A 13,210-nucleotide genomic window follows, 5' to 3' on the forward strand; every position below is an offset into this window, starting at 1 on the left:
ACCCGGTGACTCCAATTATCCGCGACGGCAGGAAACGACAAAGTCATCGCCGTAAGCGATAGTGCACATGTGATGGAGGCGAGAGCGAGTGATTTTTTCATGACATTCCTCGTCAGACTAAAGAATCCTATCAAGGAAATATAGTAAGTTATCCAAAGGTATCAAGCGTTGGCTGTAATCGTAAACCCGCTCGTAAGTTGTATTCCAGAGAATGGTTCTAAAATGCAATTGCTGCACGCAAAAGGTAATGAACGTTCGTTACTTCTACCTCCGCTGACATCGACGCACATACAACTCGACAACGGGTAAAGTGGGTTGAGTGCGGCGGGTCACATGGTCGTGGATCGCTACCGCGAGCTGATCTGTCGCGACGTGGTTCAGGCTATCGAACAGGCACAGCCCAGCCACGAATTCGCCGTCCGGGAACGGTAGAAAGCCGAGCTGCGCGACCGAAAGTTCGGCGGCAGGTGCGCGACGGCGTGCAACGTCGATCATCGCGGGTGCAGCGTCCACGCCGGTGACGCAATAGCCACGCTCGAGCAGCGCAGCGACAATCTGGCCTGTGCCACAGGCGACATCGAATATGCGTGCACCAGGCGGGATCGTTTGGGATAGCCAGCTTGCGATCGCAGGCAAGTAGCGCGTCACTGACAGCGGGCCCCAAACAGCGTCGTACACTCGCGCGATCGGATCGTATGAGTCAGTGGTCACCCACGCCTCCATGACGAGTACACAACGTGATGGTGGTGGTGCAGGCCTCCGTGCGCATGCCCTACCTCAGTCGTCCAAAGTGCTGCACATGCCAGGCCGTGCTTGGCAAGTTGCGCGACAACGTCATCGATGGACGGAAAATATGCAGCTGCGGGCGCTGGTGTGATAGGCGTGACGTCGAGCAGCCAGCTTATTAGTGCGAGCCCGCCCGGCGCGGTCCACTTGCAGATCTGCTCTATTGTGCGGGAGACCCGCGCGCGATCGCCAAGGCTATGCAGTAGGCCGACCGCAATTACGATGTCGAAGCTGCCTTCAAGGTCGATCAAGAGCGCATCGGCATTTATCAGCTCGACTGCGCCTAGCCCAACGCCGCTGATCGTGACGCGCACTCCACGCGGCAGGGGCAGCAAAGGGTCGATCCCAATGACGTCGCAGTCACGCGCGGCGAGCGCGAAGCAGGTAGCCCCGTCGCCGCACCCGACGTCGAGACAACGCATGTGCGTCGGAACCACTGCGAGCAGCCGCGTTAGGGCGAGATTCACGCTGCCTCCACCGACGATAGCCATAGTCGCCGGATCGTGCGCTCGCCTACGAATGCAGCGCGACGATGGAGCACGCGCCAGTTGTCAGTGACCAAGCAGCTCGAGGTCGGCAACTCGCCGACCTCGATGGCTGCCGTTGCAGCATATCTCGCGATCCGTGCGTGGATCGCCGCTGCGAATACCCGCTTCTGCTGCCGCATTCAGGATTCTGGAAACCTCGCCCGTTAGCCCCCGGCTGGCAGCGAGAACGTATTGTGCGATTTCCTTTTGAGCGAGGTCAGAAGGTCGGCGCAAAGGCAGAATGCGCTCGAAGGCTGCGAGTAATCGCCGGAATCCCTCGCTCTCCCTCCAGCGCGGCACCTCGAATGGCGTAAAACGGCTGACCATCTGGGAATCTGTATGAAGCGCGATAACCGCGTCTCGGGTGCCGACGAGCACCATGGTCGCCCGCATGCGCCATCCGGCGCAGCAGACCCGCCTACATCGGTCAGGCATTACTACTTGACGTAGCGCTTTCATCGCCTACGATTCAAAGAAGCCTCGATACGAACGTATGAGACCCGAAAGGCAGGAAAGGTCGCTCGCTGTGGATCACCGTGATCATTGTTTGAATCGAAACCTCTGACCACAGGATATAACGATCATGCGGCCCAAACCTCCGCTATTGCGCGCTAGCACAATTGCAAAAGAGACCTCTTACCTACTGGGACTGATGTTGGCAATCGTTCTTTTGTTCGCTACCTCAGTTAATTCCGCCGAGTTGCTAGCTCTTACAACAGAATCGCCTATCCGACTTGAAAAAGAGCGAGTTGATGTGAATCTTTCAACAGCTAACCAGTTTAGCTGTGAAGCGCTGGCTAGGATAGCCAACATTGAACGTCTCACACTCGTATTCAATGGAGTGAGATCCGCAAGCAGTACTCCCCGTTCTTATTTGATTTTCTTAACCGCTCGAGGATGGCCGATCTCCGAAAAGACAACGGACGACCGATATATTGGATCCATCAGCTCGTTCACTTTGCACGCTGACGCAAATCCAGCTAGAAAGCTAAGTTTTGAAGTAAGCAAAGCGGTGGCCGATCTTGGCAAACACGGTCCCTCGCAGTGTCAGCTTGTTGTGACGTTTATATCCGAGAATGACAAGAAAACTGACCAGGTAATCTCCATTACGGACATAAAACTGTTCAAAATTTGACGCGTTTTTTTGAAACGGTCGCGCCTTGAAAACGTTCGAACGGGTGCGGAAATAAGGTTAACATTCGGCGAAAACAACATGAAGAACACACGGCGTTCTTTTCTCAGAACCATCTCCGAGGCTAGCGTACTTTCTCTTATCCCGTTGTTTTCTCCAATGGTGCGAAGCCAGCCCAATCCGGCATTGATTCGATATAGTGCAACGAGCCCGGAAGGAAAGAAGATGCTCGCCATTTATGCGAAAGCCGTCGGAATTATGATGGATAAGACCAAGATCGCAGAGGGGGATCCACGCTCTTGGTTATTTCAATGGTATACCCACGCCGTACCTAGGAATACAACTAAAGCGGCACAAATAAGTAAGATTTATCAAGACACTGATCCTCACGCCAACGCGGCGGCGAAGATGTGGGATACTTGTGAGGCTCACTTTGATTCCAGCCGTGAGGACTTATTCTTGCCGTGGCACAGAATGTACGTACTCTATTTTGAGCAAATCATACGCTCTGTCAGTTCAGAACCTACTTTTACGTTACCGTATTGGGATTATACAAACCCGGCCAACCGTTCACTCCCAGAGGAATTTCGCAGAGCAGGTGATCCGAAGTGGGCCTCATTGTTTCGTGCCTCGCGAGACACGTCAGTTAACAATGGTGCTCCAATTGACCGCCGCCGGGGTGCCCAGCCTATCAGTCTCAATTGCTTGATGTCGGGCGTCTACTCACAAACTCCCACTGACGCCGGACTATGTTCCAATATAGACAACGATCCACACGGTGCCGTGCATGTAGATGTCGGTACAACATTAGGAATGGGAAGCATTGGATGGGCCGCAAATGATCCTGTTTTTTGGCTGCATCACTGCAACATAGATAGAATATGGGCGAGCTGGAACAAGGCGGGCGGAAAAAATCCTGATAATCCTGTTTTTTTGAATGAGAGATTTACGTTTTCCGACATCTCTGGTAATACCGTGGAAGCGTACGTCAAAGATTTTCTATCCACCTCTGACTATGGCTATGACCAATATCTCGAACGACCTTCCGGTAGCGCCCCTTTTCAGACAGGCGTGACGCCCTTTGCCGCTCCAATCATACTTGCAAGCTCAGGGTCCATTTCGTTTAAGGGACAGACAGTTACCGCGAAAATGCAACGACAGACGGACGCGCCTGTCCCATTCGCAGCGAATGCCACGAATTTAGCTTCCAAAAGTACGCTTTACCTCCGATTGGAGGGCGTCCAGTCGCAAGAGGAAACAAACGCTGTTTATGATGTTGTTCTAACACCGATCATCGCCAACAAAGCTGAAAAGAAGACTCAACTGTACGTCGGCTCCCTGAATTTTTTCGGACTAGGAAACGCCCATGCACAGCACGCCGTAAAGAAACATTCTACAAAAAATTTCAGTTATGTATTAAGTGGAGCGAAGTCCCAAGAATTTTTCAATCAAACAGATTTGGCTATCGAGGTAGCGTTACTGCCCCGGCAGAAAGAGCGGACCGCGGCCGGCTTGCGTATAGACAACATTCGAATTGTAACGCTCCGAAGGTAGTTAATTTTTAACTCTGGCGTTAATCCAATCTAAGTAGGCGTCGACGCGTGTTTCAAATCCACGCGTGCAGAGTTCGTCTCCTCCGGAGGTGATGCCAGCCAGCAGAAGATGTCCATTATCGTCCAAATCGATAAATGCCGGTCCACCCGAATCACCATGACAGGTATTCTTTCCGGGGACGGAGAAACCGACGGTGTAGTCGTCGACACTATTGATCGCCCAGCCTCCTTCCCTTTTTATACCGAGGCCCTGTCCCGCCGCCGTGACTCCAAATCCGACGAAATAAAGTTTGGTTTGCTTTGCTTTGATGTCGAGCCAAGAGGGAGAGCCAACATGCAGCTCGGCCACAGTGATCTTCGTTACATCAATTGGGCTGCTCAAAAAAAGGAGTCCAATGTCATGCTTTAGCGTCAGGTCATCAAAAGCAATCGCTCCGTTTTCTCCGTCGGGATACTGATAGTCAGCGACGTCAACGGGCGGGAAAAGGGGTTGGGCGAACGCCGAGCCGAAGGCCACCCGGACAAGTCCCCTCTTTACCTGCTCCTTATTCATTTTTCCTTTTATGCAGTGTGCTGCAGTTATCAACGTATTTGGTGATATAAGCGTCGCCGTACAATGAGGCAATCCATCGAGCAAAACGATGGCCACATTCTGATAACCCTCCGTTTGCTTACCTCCAGCAATGAACCCACCTTGGCCAAACGCATAATGCAGTGGTGCCGGCACAATAGTCAGGGATACAGTTGAGCTTCCTTGGCGGACGTCTGAACCGGTTCCGCCCCTGTTGTTTGCTTCAGCTTGCACTTCAGAAATGTAAAAATAGTCCTGTCCAGGCGTACTGAGGATAATGGGCCAAGCGCTTTGCTGATCTTTAAGCGGGACTGCGGTGCCATCTGGCGCTAAAAGCAGATCATTTCTTGCGACCCCGGTTTGATTTCCTGACAACTTTACGAAATAAGGTATGTCCGGTCTTCCACCAGTGAAGTGAATTCTAACTATTGTTTTCGACGCAGCTTTAGACTGAGAAGAAGTGTCGTGGCCAGTGAACAGAACGCGGTGCTTGTCGATACACGGGCCAGTCTGGTAGTGACCTCCGGTTGCAGTCGCAGAAACCTCCATGCGAAAAGTTAGTGCATTCCCACTCGCCTCTAAGAGCGTCGATTCTGCTACCGCTTCTGCATTGCTTTCGCGTCCGTAGGCGATGCACTCCCCATTCGTTGTCAAATCCTCCCCGCCATTGAGGGTACCATGCATTAGTGTACTGGACCGTTGTCCCAAAGGGGGCTTTGCGCCGGGACTGAGAATAATTGAATTCTCTGGCGTGAACGATAGTTCGAACGCGTCCGTCTCCGCGACAGAGAGTCTAGGAACCGATATTAAAATTATCAGGATCGCGGGCAATAATTTGCGGGAATAATTTGTTGACATGAAATGCTCCTCACTTTGCTCCGACGTTCTTGTCCTTCTCTTTCTCTATCTCCTCCTTGACCAACTTTTGCTCAAGGGTCGCGCCTAAAACCTCCTCTGTCGAAGTGCCTGCGCTTTTTCCGTACTCACAGATAATCCGCACGAAAGTGCTTTTGATTTTTCCCATGTATGGGAATGCAACGAACCGCGTGAATTAGGTTCATTAATTTGAACCGCGTTTGCTGAAGCATTGTCGCTTTAGAGACCGGATTTTTCGAGCCTACGTTATTTTTGACAACCGTCCTCGTAAGCGTAATTGTCGCTGATCTGCACGCCGAGTAAATGTACCCGTGAGATTTCCCATCTAAGATAGCAGGATTTTTCAACTCGGCGATCGGCCGAGTATCCTGTTGAAGTTTTCCAATTCTAATTTGCGAACCCTTCGGCAAGCCAGTTAGATTGTACTCATCTCTCGTCGCTCTATCCGAAGTTGACGTGTGCTCATCAACTCCTATTTGCAGAGGGAGCTTTAAAGCACTTCCGGCAGCAAACCCCAACATCGGAAGAACAGTTAGGGCGACACCCCCAATTTCCTTTGCCCGCGTCACCCGATCGTCAATAGCGCCAATTCCGATTTCATTGACTCGGCTGGAGTTTTCAATCTTCGAGATACTCACATTGGTCCTTACTCCAAATTCGTCGCCTTTAGAAATCACTAGTTGTATGTCTTCGGCGGCGGCAAGCTCCGAGGAAACCAAAAGTTCTGGCATCCTAAATCCATCGCTGTCTGCTGAAAGCTTCCGGGTTTCTCGAATCGTCATTTTAGATTTCTGGCAATAGAAACTACCTATGAATTTCTCTGTAATTTGTTCTGGCGCCTCCACCGCCGTATTTTTAACGGCAGCGGCGCGTCCAAAAAATAAAAATACGTAGACGGTAAGAAAATGCCCCTATTCGTAAGAGCGCAGCTTGAAATCTCCGTTTTCCGAATCATTTTTCCCTCCTTTTAAACGGCGCGAAGCTTCAAACGATCACGTGTAGACCTATCCTTTTAATCATACGAAATCTAAGTCACCTGATGTATCAGTTTAGTTTACAAAACCTTGTTAAGACAAGATTCCGATGTTTAATAAGCATATACATATTTATAAACATTCAGACAGCTTGCAGTTTTTAAAATTTTGACTAGCATTTCTTATCGCGTCGGAAAAGGCATTAGCGCGGTTGGAAAAACGCGCACCGCGTCCATACATGTTTTGTACGGCTCTGCGCGATCGGCTTCCCCTCAAAGCCTGCTTCCGGATTGGGATCGGAAATGTCAGTTTTCAGCTTTAGAAATTTTATTGCACGTGCTCCTTCGACGTGGCTTGTCTTTGCACACTTGCTCAATCATTGGATTGACGCAAGGGACAAGTAAAGCGGAGGCGCCGTTGCGGCCCCCGAGCGATGACTCCAGAAAATCCAGTGTGCGCGTTACAACCGGATGGTTAAATCATCAGCGAGGGGCGGAGGGATGCCTGCGACGCGCGAAAGAGCTTTTGGCTTCTTCGGATCATTTCGTGCATGCGAACCCAGTTCAGGTGTTCGGGTTGCGCGAAGGTATGACAGTTGCAATTAGATGCGATTTTCCCGGTACTGCCTTTTTGTCGGTGCTTATCGACGGCGCCGGGACCCGAAGCGGAGGCTCGACTCTCGAAAGACCTTCAAAGAAAACTTGAAGGCCTGCCTTGAGAAGCTTAGATGCCTACGAAGTACTAAAAGAGAGCGTTTCAGAACACTGTTGCGCCTCGTGTGGTACAAGGTCTTGAGCGAATGACTTCGGCAGACAAATGAGGCACGGCCTCGCGCTGGCATCTTGAAGTTAAACTTGCCTACTACGTATGATTGTATCGTCGTTTGCCGTTGGAGCATTCTTGAATGACTCAGAGTGGAGAAAGTCAAACTCATCGTTGCTCATGGTCTGCGTCCGCAATGTGGGTTGCGGACGCAATCGTCGCTCTTAGAAGCCGACAAAGATAGGCGTGGTCGTTTTAGCGCTTACGAATGTCTGTTGGCCGGAGCGCCGCCACGAGCGGCCACCACATGCTCAGCATGACACTCGCTGTTACGCCTACAGATCATCGGGACTCGACTGTCTCACCCCGTCCAGCGCACCAGCGTCGCGGATGGAATCGGATGATCGAAAACAACAATGGAACTCTTGCCCTTTTCTTGGTGCAAGTGGGCTCAAGCGACCGCGAAGGACGCACACAGCTACTCGTCGCGAGCCCTTGGTGGAAATTCAAGCTCTGGCACCGCTGCGCCTTCAATCGAAACCGTATGTCGGCCGGACAAGTCGTGAATAATAACTGTCCATTGCTTCAAATCTCCAATGCTTCTGGCCACCATCGTAAGTTCGACGTGGAATTCCGTGATTTGTTGATTAACAATCCCACCTGGAGCGATATTAACAAAATCGACTTGGGGAGGAAGAATCAATATTGGGTCAACTTGCAAGAATGTCTTGAATCCCGATGTGCGATTCTTTCCCTCAGCATGAATCGTAAATCGCTTCTTATCATCATGCATGATGGCGCTATAACGAATTTCAAGCGGCTCAACCGATTGACCCAGTTCTCTGTCTTGGTCGTTCATTTTAGATATCCCGAAGATTTGAGGTGGACCTGAAAAAATATAGACCAAAATATTTACCTTACAACTCCGCAGTGTACGCTACCACACACAGGACACAGCTCTCACTTGACGGATCCGACGTCTTGATTTTTTCTGCAACTTGACTAGAGTTGTCTCCAATTCGTGGTCGTCATCAAAAACACAAATCATAACAAACCGACTCCCGGAGGATCCGTGCAATCCGCCATTGTTGTATTACTATCATTGGTGCTGCTGGGGTGTTCCTCGCAGCGCGTATCCAATTCTGCTTTGCAAAGACCGCTTCCAGAGGTTGTAGACGCTCTCAACTACGCGATAGAAAACGTTGATCGGTCTGACCTATGGGCGGGAGCAGAAGTCGAGCAAAAACATTGGCAGAATGCCTGCAACGCGGCGCGCGATCTTGCTTCGAACGAATGTACTCGAATGCTCCAATCTGCGGCGGATATCTGCAGAAAGGCATGCCGTGGCTCATCTTGTACTTACGCCGACACTGAAATTTGTCGAAGGTATACGAGTGGTGAACAAAGGAAAGCAATCTGCGACGGACCTCTTCGCGATGCCAAGTGGTGCGGTGAAGCAGAATCCTGTAGTGCGAAGCTTAGTGCACGCGACTCTGTATGTGGTGCAGCAGATACTTTGACAACGCCAACGCTAGACCATGCGTCAGTCGTTCTAGCGGTCGAACGAGATGGAAAATTAGGGGCGTCCATCGACGCTCTCGTCGTCACTTTTGATGCAGGAGGTTCCAGCACAGCATCAAATACCATAACTCTTAACTTAGGACCTCGAGTTCGATCGGCAGCCTATGGAAGTGATGTGCTGCCCGCCATCCCGACTAAAAAAATTATTTCTCAAGAAGCAATGGACCTTTCAAGCGAAATAAAGCAGTTAATAACGCAAGCCATTATGGCAGTTGTTCGCGACAGAGATAATCTATCAAGCGGCTCAGCGGCGGCCACGCCTCCGATGAATCTTAAGGGGTTTCAAGTCGAACTTGCTTTAACGCTTCAAACTAACGGAAAGCTCGGGATAAAAAAGACATTCGTAGAGCCAGTATCGGCCGGCGTGGACTTCGAGGTTGGTTCTAAGAAAGCCAACACTATTACTATTGTTTTTTCGAATGGAAAATGAAACTGTTTCAAGCTAATCGTACTGCGAGCATAGACAGATGATTTAATCTACGTCGGGACGCCGTTAGAGGCGGCCCTTCTGGTCCTTGATCCTTGGACCTTGAAACTTCATCTGTATTCTCACTGCGTTCGACGCCACAAAGGCACGTAATCAAACAAACTCTTCCACTTCATGAGTAGAACATTGGCGTTCTTTACAATGAAATTATCTAATTCTGTTCCCCTATTGAGCAAGAAGAGTCTCAACCTGGAATTTCTCGCAGCATTTCCGCCAATTCCGATTATGTAATCAAACGAGGATCGTTACCTGATATTAATCCGTTTAGAAACTTTCGTTTGCACAAGGGCGGTCAGATTTCTTTATTGCGTCGCTATCGGCGTTCAAATCGCCGGTTAAGCTACCGTGAGGATTACGTGCGACCAGCAGATCTTCCTTAATCGTTAAGGCACGTATGAGATTAAACTTTCCTGACGAAAAAAGCGGTTCGCAGTAAATGCGGGTTAAAATCCGCGCCCGCTATGATTCGGGCGCGAACGTGGTAGGGCTCAATAAATCCCATTTTTGAGAGCGGAGCCGCTCCCAACGAAACGACTGGTGACGAAAATGAAGTCCCGTACTCACTCAATGCCATCATGCCCCAGCCGCGCGGGCTTGAACGAACGGCCTTGGCAAGTCGCTTACTTCCGGGGCGCCAGACGATAAAGCGCTCAACTATCCATGGAAAGCGCGAGACGAGGTCAGGTTCGGAATGGCCAAGGGCGAAAGAGCGTAATGAAGCTGCGAATATTCCAGTGGGGATGAGCGCAAAGGCCTTCGTACGCTACGACCGAGCGAATGACCGATAAGATGGTCGTGTCGACCGGCGCTGCCAGTCGCCGATTGGGCCGTTTGCTTCATAGCCTTCGATCGTCTCCAACCTGCACCAAGCTTGAACGGAGATCCCTTCCCTTCACCGGCATTACTCGGCTTGTACCGCGGTGCTCTCCGTCATCCCATGGCGCCCGGCTGTCCCGCGCGGGCGTCGGGTTGGCCATCCCTGACCACGGGACTTCCCGTGGAGCGTATACTTTCATGGTATGCATACTATCGCCACTTATAAGCACGGCGATACGAAGATATGTTACCGCTGCGCGCATCTCGTCCATGTGGCCGACTTGAGAAATCGCAACTCAACGATTCAATAGTTCATTTTCGTCTAAAATAATTTGAACACTCGAAGACTCAATCTCGCCGCTCTCGAGCGGAAGCATTTTTCCGCCGAGGCGCCTGTGAAGAAAGCACTCAATCAACGCAAACAAGGAAGTCCTATTTCTCCCTGCTGGAATCCATGTCCCTCATCAGGATATAACAGGTATGTCACAGGAACTCATCGTGCGTGTAACGCCATAACCATTTGATCGGATTCTAACTGTTTTACGCGCGGATCGCGGGCACCATGGGCAATCAGCACCGGTTTGCGAATCAAACCGGCATGAGTCAACGGGGATCGCTCCAGCATTCGCCGTCGCCCGTCCATCGCGGTGGGGTCCCCGATAGCGCGATAGAGCGTGGGACGTAAAGTCTCCCAATACGGTGGTAACGCCAATAAGAATGTCTCCAAATTCGTTGGGCCCAAGAATGTCAATAGCACGAGCATATAGCGTGGGATTACGCGCAAGCGCCATAAGAGCGGCGTAGCCGCCCGTAGCTCTCTCCCATAACAGCAATTTTGCTCGCGTCTACTGCGCCGCGATCGATGGCCCAGTGCACTGCGTCAGTTAGATCATCGTCCATTCTAATTGACGCTCGAAACCGCGTAACCCTCTGTTCGCTAGCCATTGATCGCTCCCATGGCCCTCCGTGCACCACCAAAATCATTGGATTAGCCAGCACCGCAGATTGACGATCATCCGCATGCTTAGGGACAGTTAGATAAGAAACCAAACGAAGACCATCTCGTGATTTTAGTGTCACCGCTCGCATCGGACTCAATTTATGTTTGGATAACGATTTATCCGCTTTATGCAGCTTCGTAGTTTTCTTAGCCAGACTATCGAAAATGTACCCTGTTGGCGGCTGATCATCATTTTGAGCGTCAATAATCCAGTAGCGTCCGTCCTCCGATCGGTTGCCGACCTTCCACTCTCCTAATCCTGCATTGCTTAGGAATTGAAAGTCCGCTTCAACCTTGGAATCTATGACTCGCCATGTGCGTTTCTCGTTGGTTATGCAGTACGCCACGGGTTCGTACGATTCCCCGTCAAGAACTACATCTCCGATATCTACTTCGGTATTCTCTGCTATCACTAAAGCATGACCTGACGAAAGGTCCACCCGACTAAACGCTGCGGTGTCTCGGCCGCGACTATCCCACAGATAGACATTGCATCCCGACCTGTCGATATGGCTTACCTTCGAAGATATGCCATCATTGCCTTCGAAAACCGCAAGGACATTGCCCGTCACGCCGTCGGATATTTGAAGAAGCTCCCAGCCGCCGTCAGCTCGCGACTGGATAGCGGCGCGTGGGACGTATTCGTCGTCGGTTAAAAACTGCTGTCCGTTGTTTTTCGCGATGGACTCGTGCAGACCAGTGAAAATGTCAACGCTGTACAGGTCGCCGTACCTTCTATCTCGGCTGTTATTTGATACAAGGATCTCGTTTCGGCGCTTTCGACTCATCGCTACCACCGTAGACTGAAAGTCTCCAGGCGGGGTTATTTGGCGCACGCGGCCTGTCTCAACCTCGATTGACGTGACTTTATATCTCTCGTCCCCTTTTTGATCTGTCAAATAAACCAGCATGCTTGGCGCGAACGTCCAGGAAAACCATATGATGTCACGTATCCGTCAGCGCATCCCGTGTTGACAGGAGTTCAATCAGATATCGAGGGTTTTCCGCAATAGACCGTACGAGACGCGCCAGTGTCCTTCAGAATCTGTCACGGCGATGGACGCCGTTTTCGCATTGAGTCTGACGACGGTGCCAACACGTTCGTTCAGATGCTTGTCGGTGAATCCCACGGTGTCGCCGATGAAGAACTCTTCGGGGCGCGGGCGAGGTGGCGGCGCTTCCTTTTGAGTTGGGGCTGCGGTGGCATCGAGGAGAATCGCCGCATACAACACTGCCCATCGGCGGCGAGTCACATTGTCCTGTACGACCGCTTGCGTATGTCGCAGTTCGGTGACAGTGCCTTCCAAAGGCGGTCCCAACGGATTATCACCGATGTATCTGACGGTCACCCCAATGTGCAGTCGTTGACGGACTTCGAGAATGCGTCGGGGGTCATCGAGCATTTTGCCGATGGTCAGATATAGGCGATACAACTCGGCGCTGGGCGCCTGCCGAAGGGAGTCCAAGATGTCCATGAATGTCGGGGTAGTTAGCGGGCAAGCGGCAGCAGTTCATGCACGCGATTGACGGAATACGACGTGGCAACTTTTCCAGTGTTTCCTTCAGCCATGCATACGGTTCGAAACCGTTTAAGCGAGCCGTCCCGAGCAATGAATACATTGTGGCCGTCGCACGAGCGCCTCGCGGAGCCCGCGAAGGTCCAGTTGACTCTTCCAAGAGCAATCGGCCGGATTTGCCGTTCCAACGCGTTGTTGTCCGGTAACAGAACTCCGCTCTCTGTGTAGCGAGTCAGCGCTTGCCAATGACGCAACGCGTAGCCAAACGCTTTGGCGAGGGGTGCCTGAGTCGGCAAGCCAATGACGTTGCCTTCCAGCCATTGCCGGAGCTTTGCAAGTACCGGTAAGGCCTCAACTTGCCGCGCCGCATATTTGAGGTCGGGTGTCTTATGGTTGATTCGCGACTCTATTGCGTATAGCTGGGCGATCCACTGCAGCGCCTGTGCAGCGAGCCCCGGCCTGCTTTGGGTCTTGGCGATTTCGAAGAACCGACGACGGCAATGCGCCCAACAACCCACCGCGATGATGTCGCCGGTCTCACGCCCAACTTTACAGGATCCTCAGGCGCGAGTCTCATCGTGGCGCGGGAAGTAGTTCCCACAACGACGCCGAATAGATTTAGGCAAGC

At 51.5% G+C, this 13,210-nt stretch carries 12 protein-coding genes and 1 pseudogene; 3 read left to right on the plus strand and 10 right to left on the minus strand.

The genetic code is table 11. From position 1 onward, the window contains the following. Positions 1-264 precede the first annotated feature (264 nt). From AC1Z32_RS41100 to AC1Z32_RS41110, 3 genes are all read right to left on the minus strand, one after another. Entirely contained in the window at positions 265-711 is a 447-nt protein-coding gene (locus AC1Z32_RS41100) for a class I SAM-dependent methyltransferase (protein ID WP_483484595.1), read from the minus strand. Next, a complete protein-coding gene (locus tag AC1Z32_RS41105) occupies positions 708-1,253 on the minus strand; it encodes a class I SAM-dependent methyltransferase (protein ID WP_483484596.1) in 546 nt (181 codons plus the stop codon). The genes AC1Z32_RS41100 and AC1Z32_RS41105 overlap by 4 nt, the downstream gene beginning before the upstream one ends. Before the next feature lie 84 nt (positions 1,254-1,337). Beyond that, on the minus strand, positions 1,338-1,706 hold the full coding sequence (locus AC1Z32_RS41110) for a TniB family NTP-binding protein (RefSeq protein ID WP_483484597.1): 369 nt from the start codon (positions 1,704-1,706) through the stop codon (positions 1,338-1,340). 190 nt (positions 1,707-1,896) lie between these two features. Between AC1Z32_RS41110 and AC1Z32_RS41115 the strand changes: the two genes are divergently transcribed. Both AC1Z32_RS41115 and AC1Z32_RS41120 read left to right on the plus strand, forming a co-directional pair. After that, positions 1,897-2,448, plus strand: coding sequence for a hypothetical protein (locus AC1Z32_RS41115; RefSeq protein ID WP_483484598.1), 552 nt, complete (start codon positions 1,897-1,899; stop codon positions 2,446-2,448). A 78-nt stretch (positions 2,449-2,526) separates the two neighbouring features. Further along, positions 2,527-3,999, plus strand: coding sequence for a tyrosinase family protein (locus AC1Z32_RS41120; RefSeq protein ID WP_483484599.1), 1,473 nt, complete (start codon positions 2,527-2,529; stop codon positions 3,997-3,999). Here the strand turns inward: AC1Z32_RS41120 and AC1Z32_RS41125 are convergent, their stop codons facing one another. The 3 genes from AC1Z32_RS41125 to AC1Z32_RS41135 all read right to left on the minus strand — a co-directional run bounded on the left by AC1Z32_RS41125 (position 4,000) and on the right by AC1Z32_RS41135 (position 8,040). Beyond that, on the minus strand, positions 4,000-5,427 hold the full coding sequence (locus AC1Z32_RS41125; RefSeq protein WP_483484600.1) for a S1 family peptidase: 1,428 nt from the start codon (positions 5,425-5,427) through the stop codon (positions 4,000-4,002). 125 nt (positions 5,428-5,552) lie between these two features. After that, complete coding sequence (locus tag AC1Z32_RS41130) at positions 5,553-6,227, minus strand: hypothetical protein (protein WP_483484601.1); 675 nt, start codon at positions 6,225-6,227, stop codon at positions 5,553-5,555. Between the two features lie 1,432 nt (positions 6,228-7,659). Beyond that, positions 7,660-8,040, minus strand: a complete 381-nt coding sequence (locus AC1Z32_RS41135) for a hypothetical protein (protein ID WP_483484602.1) — start codon at positions 8,038-8,040, stop codon at positions 7,660-7,662. A gap of 213 nt (positions 8,041-8,253) precedes the next feature. Here AC1Z32_RS41135 and AC1Z32_RS41140 point away from each other — a divergent pair, with 213 nt between their 5' ends. After that, positions 8,254-9,192, plus strand: a complete 939-nt coding sequence (locus tag AC1Z32_RS41140) for a hypothetical protein (protein ID WP_483484603.1) — start codon at positions 8,254-8,256, stop codon at positions 9,190-9,192. Between the two features lie 1,647 nt (positions 9,193-10,839). Here the strand turns inward: AC1Z32_RS41140 and AC1Z32_RS41145 are convergent. From AC1Z32_RS41145 to AC1Z32_RS41160, 4 genes and pseudogenes are all read right to left on the minus strand, one after another. Continuing rightward, entirely contained in the window at positions 10,840-11,976 is a 1,137-nt protein-coding gene (locus AC1Z32_RS41145) for an alpha/beta hydrolase family protein (RefSeq protein ID WP_483484604.1), read from the minus strand. Between the two features lie 75 nt (positions 11,977-12,051). Continuing rightward, the gene (locus AC1Z32_RS41150) at positions 12,052-12,540 is read right to left on the minus strand and encodes a hypothetical protein (protein ID WP_483484605.1); all 489 of its coding nucleotides are present in this window, start codon (positions 12,538-12,540) and stop codon (positions 12,052-12,054) included. Next, positions 12,458-12,685 carry a transposase domain-containing protein gene (locus AC1Z32_RS41155; protein WP_483484606.1) on the minus strand — a complete coding sequence of 76 codons (228 nt, stop codon included), beginning with the start codon at positions 12,683-12,685 and terminating at the stop codon, positions 12,458-12,460. Before AC1Z32_RS41155 ends, AC1Z32_RS41150 begins: the two co-directional genes overlap by 83 nt. A gap of 31 nt (positions 12,686-12,716) precedes the next feature. Next, positions 12,717-13,109 (minus strand): annotated as a pseudogene (locus AC1Z32_RS41160) (IS66 family transposase); the annotation flags it as partial. Positions 13,110-13,210 lie beyond the last annotated feature (101 nt).

The organism is Caballeronia sp. 11_S32 (assembly GCF_056930355.1).